The organism is Caballeronia arvi (assembly GCF_001544695.2).
GTDB lineage: Bacteria > Pseudomonadota > Gammaproteobacteria > Burkholderiales > Burkholderiaceae > Caballeronia > Caballeronia arvi.
In genome coordinates, this window is the sequence record NZ_FCOM02000017.1 from 53,055 (window position 1) to 71,239 (window position 18,185).

General features: G+C 63.8%; 15 protein-coding genes. 13 read left to right on the forward strand and 2 right to left on the reverse strand.

The annotated features are described in order from the left end of the window. Positions 1-47: 47 nt before the first annotated feature. Together AWB74_RS20110 and AWB74_RS20115 are read left to right on the forward strand one after the other, a co-directional pair. On the forward strand, positions 48-2,072 hold the full coding sequence (locus AWB74_RS20110; RefSeq protein ID WP_061148492.1) for an oxidoreductase: 2,025 nt from the start codon (positions 48-50) through the stop codon (positions 2,070-2,072). A 51-nt stretch (positions 2,073-2,123) separates the two neighbouring features. Next, positions 2,124-3,692 carry an ABC transporter substrate-binding protein gene (locus AWB74_RS20115; protein ID WP_061148493.1) on the forward strand — a complete coding sequence of 523 codons (1,569 nt, stop codon included), beginning with the start codon at positions 2,124-2,126 and terminating at the stop codon, positions 3,690-3,692. A gap of 1 nt (position 3,693) precedes the next feature. Here AWB74_RS20115 and AWB74_RS20120 read toward each other — a convergent pair whose 3' ends face one another. After that, positions 3,694-4,566 (reverse strand): GNAT family N-acetyltransferase, encoded by an 873-nt coding sequence (locus AWB74_RS20120; protein WP_061148564.1) that lies wholly within the window; start codon positions 4,564-4,566, stop codon positions 3,694-3,696. Positions 4,567-4,809: 243 nt separating this feature from the next. On the opposite strand from AWB74_RS20120, the gene AWB74_RS20125 reads away from it, so the two are divergent. From AWB74_RS20125 to AWB74_RS20175, 11 genes are all read left to right on the forward strand, one after another. Continuing rightward, the gene (locus AWB74_RS20125) at positions 4,810-6,288 is read left to right on the forward strand and encodes an aldehyde dehydrogenase family protein (protein WP_061148565.1); all 1,479 of its coding nucleotides are present in this window, start codon (positions 4,810-4,812) and stop codon (positions 6,286-6,288) included. A gap of 209 nt (positions 6,289-6,497) precedes the next feature. After that, complete coding sequence (locus AWB74_RS20130) at positions 6,498-7,166, forward strand: haloacid dehalogenase type II (RefSeq protein ID WP_061125266.1); 669 nt, start codon at positions 6,498-6,500, stop codon at positions 7,164-7,166. A gap of 26 nt (positions 7,167-7,192) precedes the next feature. Beyond that, positions 7,193-8,467, forward strand: a complete 1,275-nt coding sequence (locus AWB74_RS20135; protein ID WP_061148566.1) for an NAD(P)/FAD-dependent oxidoreductase — start codon at positions 7,193-7,195, stop codon at positions 8,465-8,467. Between the two features lie 99 nt (positions 8,468-8,566). Beyond that, positions 8,567-10,189 carry an ABC transporter substrate-binding protein gene (locus AWB74_RS20140; protein WP_061148494.1) on the forward strand — a complete coding sequence of 541 codons (1,623 nt, stop codon included), beginning with the start codon at positions 8,567-8,569 and terminating at the stop codon, positions 10,187-10,189. A gap of 85 nt (positions 10,190-10,274) precedes the next feature. Beyond that, entirely contained in the window at positions 10,275-11,231 is a 957-nt protein-coding gene (locus AWB74_RS20145; RefSeq protein ID WP_061125268.1) for an ABC transporter permease, read from the forward strand. Continuing rightward, positions 11,228-12,160 carry an ABC transporter permease gene (locus AWB74_RS20150; RefSeq protein ID WP_061148495.1) on the forward strand — a complete coding sequence of 311 codons (933 nt, stop codon included), beginning with the start codon at positions 11,228-11,230 and terminating at the stop codon, positions 12,158-12,160. The genes AWB74_RS20145 and AWB74_RS20150 overlap by 4 nt, the downstream gene beginning before the upstream one ends. Further along, positions 12,157-14,004, forward strand: a complete 1,848-nt coding sequence (locus tag AWB74_RS20155; protein ID WP_087039117.1) for an ABC transporter ATP-binding protein — start codon at positions 12,157-12,159, stop codon at positions 14,002-14,004. The genes AWB74_RS20150 and AWB74_RS20155 overlap by 4 nt, the downstream gene beginning before the upstream one ends. Next, positions 14,001-14,312 (forward strand): (2Fe-2S)-binding protein, encoded by a 312-nt coding sequence (locus AWB74_RS20160; RefSeq protein WP_061148496.1) that lies wholly within the window; start codon positions 14,001-14,003, stop codon positions 14,310-14,312. The genes AWB74_RS20155 and AWB74_RS20160 overlap by 4 nt, the downstream gene beginning before the upstream one ends. After that, on the forward strand, positions 14,297-15,685 hold the full coding sequence (locus AWB74_RS20165) for an FAD/NAD(P)-dependent oxidoreductase (RefSeq protein WP_061148497.1): 1,389 nt from the start codon (positions 14,297-14,299) through the stop codon (positions 15,683-15,685). The genes AWB74_RS20160 and AWB74_RS20165 overlap by 16 nt, the downstream gene beginning before the upstream one ends. Beyond that, positions 15,682-16,851 carry an NAD(P)/FAD-dependent oxidoreductase gene (locus AWB74_RS20170; RefSeq protein WP_061148498.1) on the forward strand — a complete coding sequence of 390 codons (1,170 nt, stop codon included), beginning with the start codon at positions 15,682-15,684 and terminating at the stop codon, positions 16,849-16,851. Before AWB74_RS20165 ends, AWB74_RS20170 begins: the two co-directional genes overlap by 4 nt. Further along, complete coding sequence (locus AWB74_RS20175; protein ID WP_061148499.1) at positions 16,848-17,264, forward strand: helix-turn-helix domain-containing protein; 417 nt, start codon at positions 16,848-16,850, stop codon at positions 17,262-17,264. Before AWB74_RS20170 ends, AWB74_RS20175 begins: the two co-directional genes overlap by 4 nt. On the opposite strand, the gene AWB74_RS20180 is transcribed toward AWB74_RS20175, so the two are convergent. Beyond that, positions 17,178-18,149: a LysR family transcriptional regulator gene (locus tag AWB74_RS20180; protein WP_061148500.1), complete on the reverse strand. Its 972-nt coding sequence runs from the start codon at positions 18,147-18,149 to the stop codon at positions 17,178-17,180. The two genes, AWB74_RS20175 and AWB74_RS20180, sit on opposite strands and share 87 nt — an antisense overlap. Positions 18,150-18,185 lie beyond the last annotated feature (36 nt).

An 18,185-nucleotide genomic window follows, 5' to 3' on the forward strand; every position in this document is an offset into this window, starting at 1 on the left:
AATTGGCCTCCTTACCTTGAGCCCGACGTCCACTCCATTCGCAGGCCATGACCACTGCTTCGTCGGACCCGTTGCTGCAGCCGTTCACCCTCAAGCATCTCGTGCTCAAGAACCGCGTGATGAGCACGAGCCACGCAAGCCGCCTGACGCGCGACGAATTTCCGCAAGAGGTCTATCAACGGTATCACGAGGAAAAAGCGAAAGGGGGTCTCGCCCTGACGATGTTCGGCGGCTCGTCGAACGTCAGCCTCGACAGTCCGAACACGTTCCAGCAGATCAACGTATCGACGGATGCGGTGGTGCCGCATCTGCGGCGCTTCTCCGACCGCGTCCACACGCACGGCGCGGCGCTGATGTGCCAGATCACGCATCTCGGGCGGCGCGGCGACGCCTACACGGAACCGTGGCTGCCGATGATCGCGCCATCGCCGGTGCGCGAAACGCTGCACCGCGCCATGCCGCAGGCGATCCACGATGCCGACATCAAACGCGTGATCCGCGATTTCGGCCTCGCCGCGAAGCGCTGCCGCGATGGCGGGCTCGACGGCATCGAAACGCATGCGGGCGGTCATCTCATCGGCCAGTTCATGGACCCGACCGTGAACCTGCGCACCGACAAATACGGCGGCTCGACGGCCAATCGCGTGCGCTTCGCGATCGAGGTTCATGAGGAGATCCGCAAGCAGGTCGGCGATGATTTCATCGTGGGCTTTCGCTTCGCGCTCGAAGACGGATGCAGCTTCGAGGAAGGGCTGGAGATGTCGCGCATCCTGCAGGGCACCGGTCTCTTCGATTTCTTCAACGTCACGTTCGGGCGCATGGACACGAAGATGGCGCTCGCGCTCAATTCGATGCCCGCCATGTTCGTGAAGTCCGCGCCGTGGCTGCCGAAAGCCGCCGCGTTCAAGCGCGCGGTCGATCTGCCGGTCTTTCATGCCGCGAAGATCGCCGATCTCGCCACCGCGCGTTATGCGATCCGCGAAGGCCTGCTCGACATGGTCGGCATGACGCGCGCGCATATCGCCGAGCCGCATCTTGTGAAGCTCGTCGAAGCGGGGAAAGAGGACGAAGCGCGGCCGTGCGTCGGCGCATCGTTCTGCCGCAACTTCCGCGCGACATGCATCCATAATCCGGCGAGCTCGCGCGAAACGTACCTCACGCACGACATACCGCAGGCCGCGCAAAAGAAGCGCGTGCTGATCGTCGGCGCGGGACCGGCGGGCCTCGAAGCCGCGCGCATCTGTGCGACGCGCGGCCACGACGTCACCGTGCTCGAAGCGAACTCGACGGCGGGCGGGCAAATGCTGCTCGCGGCGACGGGAAGCTGGCGGCGCGATCTCATCGGCATCGTCGACTGGCGTGTGTCCGCGCTCGAAAGATTGAGCGTCGATGTGCGCTACAACCATTACGCCGAATTGAGCGACGTGCTCGATCATGGCGCGGACGTCGTCATCATCGCGACGGGCGGCCTGCCGAATCTCGATGCGCTGCCGGGAGCCGAGCATTGCAAGAGCGTGTTCGATGCGCTCACGGAAACGCCGCCGCGCGAAGGCAGCGCGATCGTGTACGACGGCACCGGCCGCCACAACGCGTATCTGTGCGCGGAACGTTATGTCGATGCGGGCCTAGACGTATCGCTCGCGCTCATCGACAGCATGCCCGCGCAAGAAACCGGCGGACGCGGCGACGATCAGGTCTGGATGCGCAACATCGCGCGCTGGGACGTGCCCGTTCGCACGAACATCGAGCTGATCGAAGTGCATGCGTCATCGAACGGCAAGCGACGCGCCGTATTCCGTCATCATCTGACGAATGATCTCGTCGAAGTGGAAGCGGATCATGTCGTCGTCGAGCGCGGCATGCTTGCTGTGGAAGATCTCTTCGAGGCGGCGCGCATGTACTCGGCCAACGACGGCTATACCGATCTCGAAGCATTCGCGACAGGCAAGCCGCAACCCGAAACGCAGGCTGAAGAAGGTCAGTTCCATCTGTACCGCATCGGCGACGCGAGCGCGTCGCGCGACATTCATACGGCCATCTACGACGCATACAGGCTATGCCTTGCGCTGTGAAGGCACCTGCCATCGATTCGCAATAAAGACCAGACCCAAGCGAGGCTGACCATGACATTGCCGAAGGAACTCGTTGTCGCCGATCCTGGCCGCCGCAAGGCGATCAAAACGCTTGCCGCGGCGACGATCATCTTGCCGGGCGCATCGCACCTTGCATTCGCTGCGACGGACGCGGCGCCGCAACGCGGCGGACGCATTCGCGTTGCGCTTGCGAATCAATCGCTGACGGATTCGCTCGATCCGGCGAAAGGCACGCATACCGGCGACTACTCGCGCGCCTATATGTTCTATAGCGGCCTCACCGAGCTCGACGCCGACTTCAAGACGCAGAACGCGCTCGCGGAGAAGCTCGAATCCGACGACTTCACGAAGTGGACCATCACGCTTCGGCCCAACGTGCATTTCCACGACGGCAAGCCGTTCACATCCGACGATGTCGTGTTCTCGCTGATGCGCCACAAGGACCCCGCCACGGGCTCGAAAGCGAAGTCGATCGCGGACGGTATCGCATCGGTCAAGGCGGCGGGGCCGCTCAAGGTCGAGATCACGCTGACCGAGCCGAACGTCGATCTTCCCGCGCTGCTCGCGATTCCGCACCTCGTGATCGTCGCGGCGAACACGACGGACTTCTCCAAGGGCAACGGCACGGGTCCGTTCGTGGTCAAGGAGTTCACGCCCGCGCAACGCTGCATCGGCGCACGCAATCCGAACTTCTGGAAGGCGGGGCGTCCGTATCTCGACGAAGTGGAGATCATCGGCATCGGCGACGATGCGGCGCGCACCAATGCGCTGCTGGCCGGCGATGTGCAACTGATCTCGCCGCTGCCCGCGCGCGATGTCGAGCGCGTGAAGCAGACCGGCAAGGTGACGATCCTCGAAAGCCCGTCGCAGTTGTATTCGGATCTGGCGCTGCGTCAGGACATGCTGCCGACGAAGAGCGCGGACTTCAACGAAGGCATCAAGTATCTGCATGACCGTCAGCGCATCGTGAAGGTGATGCTGCAAGGCCACGGCACGCTCGCGAACGATCATCCGGTGCCCGAGTGGCATCCGTACTACATGAAGGGCTTGCCGCAGCGCGCGTACGATCCCGACAAGGCGGCGTTCCACTTCAAGAAGGCCGGCACGCCGGGCGCGCGCGCGGAGATCATCGCGCCGCCGTCGGTGGAAACCGCGCTCGATTCGGCCATGATGATCCAGCAGGCCGCGAGACAGGCGGGCGTCGATATCAACGTGCGCCGCGTGCCCGCCGATGGCTACTGGACGACGTACTGGATGAAGTACCCGATGACCTACGGTTCGATCCTGCCGCGCCCGACGCTCGATCTGTTGTACACGCAGTTCTTCCGCTCGAATGCGAACTGGAACGAATCGGGCTGGAAGAACGAGCAGTTCGATCAGCTGTTGGTGCAGGCGCGCCGCGAGCGCGATGAAGCGAAGCGCAAGCAGATGTACGGCGACATGCAGACCATCATCTACGAGAAGAACAGCCTCGTGATTCCCGCGTTCATCAACTTCATCGATGCGCAGAGCTCGACGCTGCGCGGCCTGAAGGGAAGCCCGTCGGGCCGCGTGATGGGTTATCGGTTCGCGGAATTCGCGTGGCTGCAAAAGGCGTGAATTACCACAGCGCCTGACTCGTCAACGCGAACTGCGCGAGCGTTTCATCGGCGGATGGCGTGCCGTTCAGCGCCATCTGCTCGATGGTGTCGACGAGCGGCAGACCGAGCCCTTCGAGCCACGTCGAAAGCCCGTAGCGCAGCGGTGTATCGACGCGCACGAACATGCCCGCGTTCAGCGCCAGCCAATAGCTGATCAACGCCTTCGCGCGGCTCTGGTCCGGCGATTCGGGCGCGATCACCGGGCCGATCACATGGCCGTCGCCGAAACGCCGGAACAGCGCGAAGCCGATCAGTTCGCCATCGCGATCGAGTGCGATGCCGCTCGCCGTATCGAGCAATTCGGGCAGCAGCGCGGAGCGGTCCAGTCCGCTCGCGCGCGATGCGAGACCGGCGAGACGCGGCGTGTCCTTCGCGCCGATCGGCCGCAGCCGTTCGCCGGGCGGCAAGGAAACGAGCGGCGGCTGAAAAGCCGCGCCCTGATGTTGCTGGATCGTATCGATGCGCGTGAAGCCGCGTGCCCGGCACAACGGCACGCCTTCGTCCGATGCATGAATGAGCAGCATGCGCTGACCGAACTTCGCGATCAAACGATCGAGCAGTCCGCGCCCGATACCGCGCCGCTGATATTCCGGCGACACGATGAACATGCCGATCGTCGCGGCAGCCGCGCCGAACTCCCATGCGAGCGCCGTGCCGACGACCTGGCCCTGACTGTCGACCGCGGCGAAGCCATGACCGAGACGCGCCGCGAAGCGCAGGTCTTCGGCGCGATGCCGCCATTTGACGGAGGTGGTCAACGCGTGGGCAGCGGACACGTCGTCGAGCGTGAAAGCCCGGTATTCGATCACATCGTTCTTGTTTGAGTCGGGCACGCCGGCCTCCTCATCCTGAGACATTTACCGTGACTTTGACACCGCGCAGCGCGCATGGCTAGGACGATCTTCTTGTCCCGCACGGCGTCTGGGCGTGCGCGCATGATGCAACGCAAAACCGCGGGTTATCGCGGCGAGAACGCGCACGATGTGCTGAATCGGCAATTTTGTCAGCGAAATATGCCGGCGCTCTGGTCCTACGATGAAGCCATGTCAACGCACCGTCCCGGAGGACTCACGCATATGGACCGTTTCGATCCCGCCAGCATCGGCATCAGGAGCGGGCATTTCATTGGCGGCGAACTGATCGATGCAGGCGCGGCGCGTATCGACGTGTCGCGGCCCTCGGATGGCGTCGTCTATGCATCGGTGCCCATCGCCGATGAAGCGATGATCGACTACGCCGTGCAAAACGCATATAACGCGTTCAGGAAGAGCGACTGGGCGCGACGTGCGCCGCGCGAACGCGCACGCGTACTGCGCAAGTTCGCCGATCTCGTCGCCGCCGATGCCGCCCATCTCGCGCCGCTCGAAGCGCTCGGCTCGACGCGTCCCGTGCGCGATGCGTACAACTGGGACGTGCCGTTCACTGCCGAAAGCCTCCGCTTCTATGCGGAGTTCGCCGACAAAATCGGCGGCGATGTCGCGGCCACCGATCATCGTCATCTCGGCATGACGATCGCCGAGCCGTATGGCGTGATCGGCGCGATTGCACCGTGGAATTTTCCGCTCGTCATGGGCATCTGGAAGACCGCGCCCGCGCTCGCGGCGGGCAATGCGGTCGTGCTGAAGCCTTCGGAGATGACGCCGTTTTCCGCATTGCGTCTTGCCGAACTCGCGCTCGAAGCGGGCGTGCCGCCGGGCATCTTCAACGTCGTTCAGGGCGATGGCCGCATCACCGGCGATGCGCTCGTGCGTCATCCGCGCATCGGCAAGGTGACGTTCACCGGATCGACGCGCACCGGCGCCGCGATCATGGCCGCGTGCGCGGAGACGGGCACGAAGCCGGTCACGCTCGAACTCGGCGGCAAGAGCCCGCAGATCGTTTTCGCCGATGCCACGCGTATCGATGACGTCGCGCGGCGCATCGCGGGCGCGATCACCGGCAACGCGGGACAGGTATGCGTCGCGGGCTCGCGACTGCTCGTGCAACGCGCCGTCGCCGATGAGCTGATCGAGCGCATCGCGAAAGTCTTCGGCGAACTCAAGGCCGGACCGACATGGGCTGCGGGCACGACCTTGTCACCGATCATCTCGGAGCCGCAGGCGCAGCGCATCGACGGCATCGTTCAGCGCAGCATCGCGAATGGCGCGACCTTGCGTTGCGGCGGCGCACGCGCGGATGCAGCGACGCCCGGCGCGTTCTATTCACCGACTCTGCTGTGCGATGTCACGCCGGAAAACGAAGCCGCGCGCAGCGAGATCTTCGGCCCCGTGCTGACCGCACAAGTCTTCGATACGGAAGAAGAAGCGCTCGAACTGGCCTCGCATCCCGAATACGGTCTTGCGGCGGGCGTGCATACCGCGGATATCGGCCGCGCGTTGCGCATGGTGCGCGGCATCGAAGCGGGCACGGTATGGGTTAACCGCTATGGCCGCACGAGCGACTTCGTGATTCCGACGGGCGGCTACAAGCGCTCGGGCATCGGCAAGGATCTCGGACGGCAGGCGTATGAAGCGAATCTGCGCTTCAAGAGCGTGCTGATAGATAGCGAAGGATGAAGCGAAGAACGACGCGCACGATCGTTCAAAAAACACGCCGCATTTTGTGCTGCGGCGATGCCTCAAAACGCATGACTTATAGCGCCGCGAGGCACGCATTCGACGCCATCAGTCATTTTTGCCCTGTTTAAATTTTCCTCAACGATTCGCTGTTCCTCGTTTTCAACACCGAACTCCGCACGGGTTCATCACACGACAGGACTGACACCATGATCGATTTCGAGCCGAAGTACATCACGTTCGACTGCTACGGCACGCTGACGAAATTCCGCATGGCCGACATGGCCCGCGAGATGTACGGCGACCGCCTGCAAGGCGACGACCTGGAGCAATTCGTCAAGTTCTTCTCGGGCTATCGCCGCGACGAAGTGCTCGGCGCATGGAAGCCCTATCGCGACGTGATCGTCAATTCGGTGCGCCGCACGTGCGAGCGCATGAATGTGGAATTCAACGAAGCCGAAGCCGAAAAGTATTACCTCGCCGTGCCGACGTGGGGTCCGCATCCGGACGTGCCGGAAGGTCTTTCGCGCCTGGCAAAGAAGTACAAGCTCGTGATTCTGTCGAACGCGTCGAACGATCAGATTCAAAGCAACGTCGACAAGCTCGGTGCGCCGTTTCATCGCGTGTTCACGGCGCAGCAGGCGCAGTCGTACAAGCCGCGCATGCAGGGCTTCGAGTACATGTTCGACCAGTTGAACTGCAATCCGGAAGACGTGCTGCACGTTTCGTCGAGCCTGCGTTATGACCTGATGACCGCGCACGATCTGGGCATCAAGCACAAGGCGTTCGTCAAGCGCGGCCACGAGCCGGGCACGCCGTACTACGAGTATTACGAAGTGGACACCATCGGCGATCTCGCCACGCAGCTCGGTCTGTAACACACCACTTCTCGCGGGCAATGCCGATGAAACTCGACTCCTACTGGCTCGATACCGCACCCGCGATGACGTCCGCGTGCGAAGGCCCGGTCGATGGTCAGGCCGATGTCGCCGTGATCGGCGGCGGGTTCACGGGTCTCTCGGCGGCGCTCGCGTTGGGTAAGCGCGGCGCGTCGGTCGTCGTGCTCGATGCGGGTCGCATCGGCGGTGGCGCGTCGGGGCGCAATGGCGGTCAGTGCAATACGGGCGTCGCGCAGGATTACGCGGCGCTGCGCGCACAACTCGGCGTCGAGCGCGCGCAAGGCTGTTATCGCGCATATGCGGCGGCCGTCGATACGGTCGAGCGTCTGATCAGGGAAGAAGGCATCGATTGCGACTATCTCGCGTCGGGCAAGCTGAAGCTCGCCGCGAAGCCGCATCATCTCGAGCACATCGCGAAGACCGCTGAACTGATTCGACGTGAAGTCGATCCCGACATCGATCTGCTCGATCGTGAACAGGTCCGCAACGAAGTGCAATCGGACGCCTTCTACGGCGGTTTGCTGCAACGCCACGGCGGACAGATGCATATGGGCAAGTTCGCGGCCGGCCTCGCGCAAGCGGCAGTGCGGCAAGGCGCGCGGCTTTACGAACATGCCGAAGTGACGGCGATCGCGAAGGAAGGCAACGCGTATCGCATCGATTCGAAGCGCGGCACGTTGCGCGCAAAACAGGTATTGATCGCAACGGGGCCTTCGAAGCACGGCCCGTTCGCGTGGTATCGGCGCAGGCTCGCGCCGGTCGGCTCGTTCATCATCGTGACGGAGCCGTTGCCTGAAGCGCAACTGAAGCAACTGCTGCCGAACCGGCGCTCGTACACGACGAGCCGCCTGATGCACAACTATTTTCGCGTCACGCCCGATGCGCGCCTCCTGCTCGGCGGACGCGCGCGTTTCACCGCGTCGGAGCGGGCATCGGATGCGAAGAGCGGACGCATTCTGCAAGCCAATCTCGCAGCGATATTTCCGGCGCTGGCCAACGTGCGCATCGACTATTGCTGGGGCGGTCTCGTCGATATAACGGCGGACCGCCTACCGCGCGCGGGTCAGCACGACGGCATCTATTTTTCGATGGGCTACAGCGGCCACGGCACGCAGATGTCGACACACATGGGCCAGGTGATGGCCGACGTGATGAACGGCAACGCGGACGCGAACCCGTGGCGCGATTTCGACTGGCCCGCGATTCCGGGCCATACGGGCAAGCCCTGGTTTCTGCCGCTCGTCGGCGCGTATTACTCGATCAAAGACGTGTTCTATTGAGGCATCGAAGCATCGAAACATCGAAGCAAAGACAGGCGGCCTACATTCCATAAACAAGCCGTCGACAAAACATCCACAGCCCCTATCGCGGAGAAGTTCATGAGCATCGACAAATCGCCTGAAGCACTTGCCCATGCCGATGCAGGCACACGGCTCGAAGAACTGACGCGCCGCGGCGCGTCGCGGCGCAACGTCCTACGCGCGATGGCCGCGGGCGGACTGCTCTCCATGACCGGCGCGGGCCTGCTCACCGCGAGCGGCGCGGCGTTCGCGCAGGACAAGCCGAAGCAGGGTGGACGCATCCGCGTGGCGACGCAGTCGTCTTCCGCCGCCGATACGCTCGATCCCGCCAAGGGCTCGCTCGGCACCGACTACGCCCGCGGGTTCATGTTCTACAGCGGCCTTACCGAACTCGACAATCATCTCGGCGCGAAGATGGCGCTCGCCGAATCGCTCGAAACGAAAGATGCGACCGTGTGGGTCGCGAAGCTTCGCAGCGGCGTGCAGTTCCATGACGGCAAGTCGCTCACGCCGCAGGACGTCGTCTATTCGCTGATGCGTCACAAGGATCCGGCGATCGGCTCGAAGGCGAAGACGCTCGCCGATCAGTTCAAGGAAGTCAAGGCGACGGGCCCGAACGAGGTGACGATCACGCTGACGGGCGCGAACGCCGATCTGCCCGTGATCCTGGCGGACTCGCACTTCCTCATCATCAAGGACGGCACGACCGACTTCAAGACGGCTGTCGGCACGGGACCGTTCAAGGTCAAGGAATTCGCGCCGGGCGTGCGCACCATCGGCGTGCGCAACGAGAAGTACTGGAAGCCGGGCATGCCGCATCTGGACGAAGTGGAGCTGATCGGCATCGCGGACGAACCGGCGCGCGTGAATGCGCTCATTTCGGGCGACGTGCAACTGATCAACGCGGTGAGCGCGCGTTCGACCGAGCGCATCAAGGGCACGCAGGGTTTCACGGTGCTCGAAACGAAGACGGGCCAGTACACCGATCTCATCATGCGCGACGATGGAGGCATCACGGGCAACGCGGACTTCCGCCGCGGCATGATGTATCTGATGGACCGCGAGCAGATGAAGAAAACGATCTTCCGCGGCTATGGCGCGATCGGCAACGATCAGCCGATCGATCCGAGCAACAAGTACTACATGGCGGGCCTGCCGCAACGCGCGTTCGATCCGGAGAAAGCGAAGTTCCACTTCCAGAAGGCGAAGGTCGGCAACACGCCGATTCAACTGTACGCATCGCCGGCGGCGGAAGGCTCCGTCGAAATGGCCGTGCTGATGCAGCAGGTCGCGCCTCAGGCGGGCATCAATCTGCAAGTGACCCGCGTGCCGTCCGACGGCTACTGGTCGAATCACTGGATGAAGCATCCGCTCGGCTTCGGCAACATCAATGCACGCCCGAGCGCGGACGTGATCTTCACGCAGTTCTTCAAGTCCGATGCGCCGTGGAACGAAGCCAACTGGAAGAGCGCGCAGTTCGATCAGTTGCTGGTCAGCGCGCGCGGCGAGCCGGACGACGCCAAGCGCAAGAAGATCTACGGCGACATGCAGGAACTCGTGCACAAGGACGGCGGTATCGGCATTCCGATGTTCCAGAGCTCGCTCGATGCGCACACGACGAAGCTGAAGGGTCTGGGTGGCATCCCTCTCGCGGGCCTGATGGGCTGGATGTTCGCGGAGAACGTGTGGCTCGAGGCATGAACGTGGTGTAGCAGCGGACGCGCGCCGTCATGTGCAACAGCGACGGCGTGCGATATCAACCCTTCAAAACGAGAGGCGATATCCGATGAAAGTTCATGCGCAACGACTCGTCGCCGCGCGCTTCGGCCTCGCGCTGCTCACGCTCCTGATCGTGTCGATGGTCGTGTTCGGCATCACCGGTCTCCTGCCGGGCGATGCCGCACAGCAGGCGCTCGGTCAGGCCGCGACGCCCGAGCAGGTGGAAGCGCTGCGGCATCAGTTCGGTCTCGATCAGCCCGCGATCACGCGTTACGTGCAGTGGCTCGTGCATGTGGTGACGGGCAACTTCGGCACGTCGCTGTCGAACAATCTGCCCGTGAGTGAGCTGATCGCGACGCGTCTGCCGAACTCGCTCGTGCTCGCGGGACTCACGGCGCTCGTCTCGGTGCCGGTCGCGCTCTTCATCGGCATCGCATCGGCGATGTATCGCGGCTCGCTGCTCGACCGCACGCTCAACGTCGTCACGCTGTCGACGGTCGCCGTGCCGGAGTTTCTCGTCGCGACCATCGCCGTGCTCATCTTCGCGGTGAAGCTGCGCTGGCTGCCGGCGTTGTCGTATCTGTCGGACGTGTCGTCGTTCGGCGCGCTCCTGCGCACCTACGCGATGCCGGTGATGACGCTCTGCTGCGTGATCGTCGCGCAGATGGCGCGCATGACGCGCGCGGCGGTGCTCGATCAGTTGAACGCGTCGTATGTGGAAATGGCGGTGCTCAAGGGCGCTTCGCCGATGCGCGTCGTGTTGCGTCACGTCTTGCCGAACACCATCGGGCCGATTGCGAACGCGGTCGCGCTGAGCCTCTCGTATCTGTTCGGCGGCGTGGTGATCGTCGAATCGATCTTCAACTATCCCGGTCTCGCGAGCCTCATGGTCGATGCCGTCACCAACCGCGACATGCCGCTCGTGCAGGGCTGCGTGATGGTGTTCTGCGCCGCGTATCTGTCGCTCGTGCTCATCGCCGATCTGGCTCAGATCGTCTCCAACCCGAGGCTGCGTCAACGATGAATCGGAACCTCTCTTCCCACGCCACGACCGTGATATACGATCAACCACCAGCCGATGCCCCGCAGGAACAAGCGCCCGCCGCCGTCAGGCGCAGTGCATTGAGCCGGCTCGTGCATCGCTTCTCGGTGCTCGGGCTGATCGGTCTATTCATCGTCATCTTCTGGCTCGCCATCGCGTTCATCGGGCCGGTCGTCGCGCCTTACAAGGGCGGCGCGTTCACGTCGACGGAAATCTTCGGCTCGTATAGCGCGGCGCATCTGCTCGGCACCGACTATCTCGGCCGCGACATGCTGAGCCGCATTCTCTACGGCACGCAATACACGGTTGGCCTCGCGCTCGCATCGACGGTGGCGGCGAGCGTCATCGGCACGTTCTTCGGTCTGGTCGCGGCAGTGTCGGGCCGCTGGGTCGATGAAGTGCTGAGCCGTCTCTTCGATGCGCTCATCTCGATTCCGAGCAAGATTCTCGCGCTCGTCGTGATCGCGGCGTTCGGCTCGTCCATTCCGATGCTGATGATGGTCGCCGCGCTCGCGTATATCCCCGGCGCGTTCCGCATCTCGCGCTCGCTCGCGGTGAACATCATGACGCTCGAATACGTGCAGGTCGCGAAGGCGCGCGGTGAAAAGCTGTTCTATATCGCGCGCGTGGAAGTGCTGCCCAACATGATTCATCCGATGCTCGCGGACTTCGGCCTGCGCTTCGTGTTCATCGTGCTGCTGCTCTCGGGCCTGAGCTTTCTCGGCCTCGGCGTGCAGCCGCCGAACGCGGACTGGGGCTCGCTCGTGCGCGAGAACATCGGCGGTCTCGCGGAAGGCGCGCCTGCCGTGCTGATGCCAGCGGTTGCGATCGCGACGCTCACGGTCGGCGTGAATCTGCTCATCGACAGTCTGCGTCGTCATGGCGCGCGTTCGCAGGGAGGCGGCCAATGAGCACGACAATGAGCACGAACATGATCGAAGTGAAAGGCCTGCGCGTCGTTGCGGGTCACGCGCCGGACCCGGTCGTCGAGATCGTGAAGAGCGTCGACTTCACGGTGAAGAAGGGCGAAGTGCTCGCGCTGATCGGCGAATCCGGATCGGGCAAGACGACCATCGCGCTGTCCTTGCTCGGGCATGCGCGCAGCGGTTGCGCCATTGCGGGCGGGTCCGTGAAGATCGGCGATATCGATGTGCTCGCGCTCGACGAAAAAGGCCGCCGCGCATTGCGTTCGCGCACGGTCGCGTATGTCGCGCAGAGCGCGTCGGCGGGCTTCAATCCCGCGCGCACGATCATGGATCAGGTGACCGAGCCCGCACTGCTGCACAAGCTGATGACGGCCACGGCAGCGCGCGAGAAAGCCATCGGCCTCTTTCGCAAGCTCGCGTTGCCGAATCCCGAGAGCATCGGCGACCGGTATCCGCATCAGGTGTCGGGCGGCCAGTTGCAGCGCCTGATGGCCGCGATGGCGCTGATCACCGATCCCGCTGTCGTCGTGTTCGATGAACCCACGACCGCGCTCGATGTGACCACGCAGATCGAAGTGCTCGCCGCGTTCAAGGGCGTGGTGCGCGAACTGGGCACGACGGCCGTGTACGTATCGCACGATCTGGCCGTGGTCGCGCAGATGGCGGATCGCATCGTCGTATTGAACGGCGGACGTGTGCGCGAAAACGGCGCGACCGCGCAAGTGCTCGATGCGCCCGCCGACGACTACACGCGCGAACTGCTCGCGGCGACACGCCGCCCGGAAGTGGAACTCACTACGGATAACGAAGCAACGGCGACGCCGCTGCTGGAGATCCGCAATCTGAGCGCGGGCTATGGACGCGTCGATGCGAACGGCGTGCCCGCCGTGCGCGTGCTCGATGATGTGAGCCTGAAGATCGCGCGCGGCGCCACGCTCGGCGTGATCGGCGAATCGGGTTCGGGCAAGACGACGCTCGCACGCGTGATCGCGGGCCTCGTCGATCGCGCGCGCGGCGACGTGCTGCTCGACGGCAAGCCCTTGCCCGCGAAGTTATCGGCGCGCACGCTCGATCAATATCGCCGCGTGCAGATCGTGTTTCAAAACGCCGATACCGCGCTGAACCCGAGCCGCACCATTGCCGATATTCTCGCGCGGCCGATGAACTTCTATCACGGACTGCGCGGCCCGGCTGCGAACAAGCGCATGCTCGAACTGCTCGATCTGGTGAAGCTGCCCGCATCGATCGCGAAGCGTCAGCCCGGCGGTTTATCGGGCGGACAGAAGCAGCGCGTGAATCTCGCGCGTGCGCTCGCGGCGAAGCCCGAGCTCATTCTCTGCGATGAAGTCACGTCGGCGCTCGATACGGTCGTCGGCGCGGCGATCCTCGATCTGCTCGCGGAACTGCGCCGTGAGCTGAAGGTGTCGTACATGTTCATCAGCCACGACATTTCGACGGTGCGCGCCATCTGCGACGAAGTCATCGTGCTCTATGCGGGGCAATGCGTCGAAGCGGGCCAGCGCGATGCGCTTTCGCATCCGCCGTATCACCCGTACACGGGCTTGCTCGTCGATTCGGTGCCCGCACTGCGTCCCGGCTGGCTCGATGCGCGCCGCGCGATGGCGCTCGCCGCGCTGCCCGCGCTCGGCCCGGAAAGCGATGCGCGCGAGTTGTGCAGCTTCCGTTCACGCTGCGCCGCGCGCATTGACGGCAAGTGCAACGTCACGCCGCCCGCGAAGAAGATTTTGCCTTCGGGCGCGGAGATTCTGTGCCATCACAGCGCCGCCGATCTCGCGCGCATGCAGTCGGCGGATACGGTGACGGCATGAGCGGACGCTTCGTGAGAGTCGCGGAGACAGGGCGCAGGACGTTCGAGATCGTCATCGATGGCAGGCGCGCGTTGGCATCGGAAGGCGACACGCTGATGGTCGCGCTGCTCACATCGCAGCATGATCTGCGCGACTCCGAATTCGGCGATGGCCGCCGCGCGGGATTCTGCGTGATGGGCGCGTGCCAGGACTGCTGGGTGTGGACGGCACAGGGCGAGCGCGTGCGCGCATGCACGACGCAAGCGTTCGAAGGCATGTCGATCGTTACGCGTCTCACGGAGGCGGAGGGCGTATGGCCGCTACTGTGATTGTGGTCGGCGCGGGACCGGCGGGCGTGCGCGCGGCGCAGGCGCTCGTGCAGGCGGGCTTGCGTCCCGTCGTCATCGATGAAGGCAGAAGGGATGGCGGGCAGATCTATCGTCGTCAGCCTGAGGGATTCACGCGCACTTACGAAACGCTGTACGGCACGGAAGCCGAAAGCGCGCGCGCGTTGCATCGCGACTTCGATGCGTTGCGCGCGAAGATCGACTACATGCCCGATACGCTCGTATGGAACATCGAGCCGAACGCGGTGCATGTGGTGAGCGGCACGCGTCATCGCACGCTCGCGTTCGATGCGCTCATCATTTGCAGCGGCGCGACCGACCGATTGATGCCCGTGCCCGGCTGGCATCACGCGGGCGCGTATAGCCTCGGCGGCGCGCAGGTCGCGCTGAAATCGCAGGGCTGCGCGATCGGCTCGCGCGTCGTGATGATGGGCACGGGACCGTTGCTCTATCTCGTCGCCGCGCAATACGTGAAGGCGGGCGCGACGGTCAGCGCGGTGCTCGATACCTCGACGTTGACGCAACGGCTGCGCGGATTGCCGCAATTGCTCGCGATTCCATCGACGCTGAAGAAGGGCATCGCGTTGATGAACGTGCTGAAAGACGCGCGTGTGCCGGTTCATCGCGGCATCACGCCGGTTGCGATCGATGGCACGCCCGAACATGGCGTGCAAGGCGTGCGCGTCAAGCGTGCCGATGGCGCGACGCTGCAAGTGACGTGCGATGCCGTCGCGCTCGGTTATCACTTGCGCTCCGAAACGCAGCTTGCCGATCTCGCGGGCTGCGAATTCCGCTTCGATCAGGCATTGCGGCAGTGGCTTCCCATCGCCGATGAAGACGGCCGCAGCAACGTGAAAGGCATCTATCTCGCAGGCGATGGCGCGCGCGTGCGTGGCGCCGATGCGGCCGAACGCGCGGGACGTCTCGCTGCACTCGCTGTATTGCGCGATATCGGCTTGAAGGGCAACGAAGCAGAAGCCAACCGCTTGCGCACACAACTCGGCCGCTACACGCGCTTTGCACAAGGTTTGCGCACGGCGTTCCCGTGGCCCGCGCGTTTCGCCGCCACGTTGCCGGATGACACCATCGTGTGCCGCTGCGAAGCGATCACGGCGGGCGAGTTGAGGCACGTCGTCAACGAGATGGGCGCGAAGGAAGCGAATCGCGCCAAGGCCTTCTCGCGCGTCGGCATGGGCCGTTGCCAGGGCCGCTTCTGCGCGCATGCGGGCGCCGAAGTCATCGCCGCCGAGGCACGTGTGCCGCTCGAAGCGGTCGGCCGCCTGCGCGGGCAAGCGCCCGTCAAACCTCTGCCGATGGCCCTCGCGCCGCATGCGGACATGGAGACGAGCGAATGAGCGAGCGCGCCGATGTGATCGTGATCGGCGGCGGCATCGTCGGCACGTCGACCGCTTTCTTTCTGCGCCGCCGCAAGCGTTCGGTGATTCTGCTCGAACGCGGGCTGACGGGGCAGCAGGCGAGCGGCGTGAACTTCGGCGGCGTGCGTCGGCAGGGACGCGCGCTCGAACAACTCGCGATGTCGAATCGCGCGCTGGAAACATGGCGGCATGCGCGCGAGTTGCTCGGCGAGGATGTCGAATTTCTGCCGTCGGGCCATACGCGCGTGTGCTATCACGCGCACGACGCCGAATACTTTCATCGCTATGCCGCCGATGCGCGCGCGTATGGCCTCGATCTCGAAGTGCTCGAAGGCGCTGCGATGTTCAAGCGCTATCCCTTTCTCGGCCGCGACGTGCTCGCGGCATCGATTTCGCCCGTCGATGGTCACGCGAACCCACGTCTCGCCGCGCCCGCGTTTGGACGCGCGGCGGCACGCCTCGGCGCGCGCATCGTCGAGAACACGGAAGTGGTGCACGTCGAGAAAGAGGTGGGCGGCTTTCGCGTGGACACCGCAACGGGCGAGGTTTATCGCGCGGAGCAAGTGCTGATTTGCGCAGGCGCATGGGCCAACGCGCTCTCGACGCAATTCGGCGAACCCGTGCCGCTCGCTGCGCGCGGCCCGCAGATGGCCGTGACCGAGCCCGTGCCGTATGTCTTCAAATTTTCGATGGGTGTGTACACGTCGATCAAGCAGGAGAGCGTCTATTTCCGGCAGATTCCGCGCGGCAATATCGTGCTGGGCGGCGGCCCGCCCGGTCCCGCGAATGCCGATACGAAACGCGCATCCGTCCTGCCCGACAACACCATCGCGCAGATGGCGCAGTTTCGCCGCATGGTGCCCGCGATGCGTCCGCTGCACGTGATTCGTGTGTGGAGCGGCGTGGAAAGTTATCTGCCGGATTCGGAGCCGGTCATCGGCCCGAGTTCGAAAGTCGATGGCCTGTTCTATGCGTTCGGCTTCTCCGGCTCGGGTTTTCAGATCGGTCCGGGCGTGGGCGAAACACTCGCCGAACTGCTCGATAGCGGCAGCACGCCGATCGATCTCGCATCGTTTTCCATCAGACGATTTCAGCGTGCATCGTCGACGCACGCGGAATCGGTCACATCCGAGACTTCGCCATGAGCCAAGCCAATCTCGTCGAAGCGCTCGCCTATATCGAAGCCAATTTCGACAAGACCGTGAGCCTCGCGCAGCTTGCGGATCTTTCGGCGCTGAGCGTGTCGCGCTTCGCGACGGTATTTCGCCAGCAATTTGGGCTTTCGCCGTACAAGTACCTGTGCGAATTGCGCGTGCGCCGCGCGCAGATGTTATTGCTCGCGGGCGTGCCGGGTTCGGTCGTCGCGACGGAAGTCGGCTTCTTCGATCAAAGCCATCTCGCGCGGCATTTCAAGCGGCTATGCGGCGTGACGCCGAGCGCTTTCGTCGCGCGCACGCGCAAGAAAGCGCGTTCAGCCGAGCTCGATGCCGGTCTGATGAAGCGCGTCGCGCAAGCCGAGACGCGGGTACTGGCTTTCGACGATGCGCATGTCGCTTAACGCTTCCTGGATGATCCAAGCGCGCACGTCGGCGACGATGGGCCGCACAGGTTGATTCGGCGGCGTGAGCAGACAACAGCGGCGGCTCGTGACGATCAGTTCTTCTTCGGCCGGCACGAGCGTGCCTTGCGCGAGCCAGTGCGATGTCACGTTGAGCCAGCCGAGCGCAATGCCTTGCCCGAGCAGCGCCGCCTGCACGACGATCGCGTAATCGTTGAAGCTCAGCATGCCGGCCGCATGGCGTTCTTTCTTCGCGAATGCATGAAAACGTTCGTGCCAGCCGCGCTCTTCGTCGTCCATGACGATGACCGTATCGCCATGTGCGCGCCCCGCTTCCGATTGCGCCTGCTCGTGATAACGCGGATTCGAAAGCGGCAGCAGCATTTCCGGCATTACGAGCACGGCGTTTTCATCGATCTCTTCGTCGTGAAGAAAGCGCATGCCGAGATCGACATCGACGAGCGGACCGCCAATGCGCCCGGATATCAACTGAAACCTCAGATCCACGGAAGGAAACGCCTGATTCAGGCGGCTCATGCGCGGCATGAGCCAGTGTGTCGTAAAGCCGGTGGATACGGACAGCGTGACGGTTTCGACGCCGGTTGCGCGCGCCTCGATTTCGCGGATCGCGCTTTCTATGCCGCTAAAACCTTCCGATATCTTGCGATAAAGAATCCTGCCGCTTTCCGTCAGTTCGATACCGCCGCGCACGCGCTCGAAAAGCCGCACGCCGATATGGTCTTCCATGCGCGCGAGCATGCGGCTGACCGCCGGCTGACTGACATAGAGTTCTTGCGCGGCGCGCGTGAAATTACCGCAGCGCGCGGCGGCTTCGAACACGAAAAGCGCATTCGCGCTCGGCAGTTTTCTGCGAAGGTTTGGCATGACTTCATGTTATGCCCGATCCAACAATTTTGGAAT

Coding starts and splice junctions, on each gene's coding strand:
- AWB74_RS20110 (WP_061148492.1), top strand. CDS start 48: ATGACCACTGCTTCGTCGGACCCGTTGCTGCAGCCGTTCACCCTCAAG.
- AWB74_RS20115 (WP_061148493.1), top strand. CDS start 2,124: ATGACATTGCCGAAGGAACTCGTTGTCGCCGATCCTGGCCGCCGCAAG.
- AWB74_RS20125 (WP_061148565.1), top strand. CDS start 4,810: ATGGACCGTTTCGATCCCGCCAGCATCGGCATCAGGAGCGGGCATTTC.
- AWB74_RS20130 (WP_061125266.1), top strand. CDS start 6,498: ATGATCGATTTCGAGCCGAAGTACATCACGTTCGACTGCTACGGCACG.
- AWB74_RS20135 (WP_061148566.1), top strand. CDS start 7,193: ATGAAACTCGACTCCTACTGGCTCGATACCGCACCCGCGATGACGTCC.
- AWB74_RS20140 (WP_061148494.1), top strand. CDS start 8,567: ATGAGCATCGACAAATCGCCTGAAGCACTTGCCCATGCCGATGCAGGC.
- AWB74_RS20145 (WP_061125268.1), top strand. CDS start 10,275: ATGAAAGTTCATGCGCAACGACTCGTCGCCGCGCGCTTCGGCCTCGCG.
- AWB74_RS20150 (WP_061148495.1), top strand. CDS start 11,228: ATGAATCGGAACCTCTCTTCCCACGCCACGACCGTGATATACGATCAA.
- AWB74_RS20155 (WP_087039117.1), top strand. CDS start 12,157: ATGAGCACGACAATGAGCACGAACATGATCGAAGTGAAAGGCCTGCGC.
- AWB74_RS20160 (WP_061148496.1), top strand. CDS start 14,001: ATGAGCGGACGCTTCGTGAGAGTCGCGGAGACAGGGCGCAGGACGTTC.
- AWB74_RS20165 (WP_061148497.1), top strand. CDS start 14,297: ATGGCCGCTACTGTGATTGTGGTCGGCGCGGGACCGGCGGGCGTGCGC.
- AWB74_RS20170 (WP_061148498.1), top strand. CDS start 15,682: ATGAGCGAGCGCGCCGATGTGATCGTGATCGGCGGCGGCATCGTCGGC.
- AWB74_RS20175 (WP_061148499.1), top strand. CDS start 16,848: ATGAGCCAAGCCAATCTCGTCGAAGCGCTCGCCTATATCGAAGCCAAT.
- AWB74_RS20180 (WP_061148500.1), bottom strand. CDS start 18,149: ATGCCAAACCTTCGCAGAAAACTGCCGAGCGCGAATGCGCTTTTCGTG.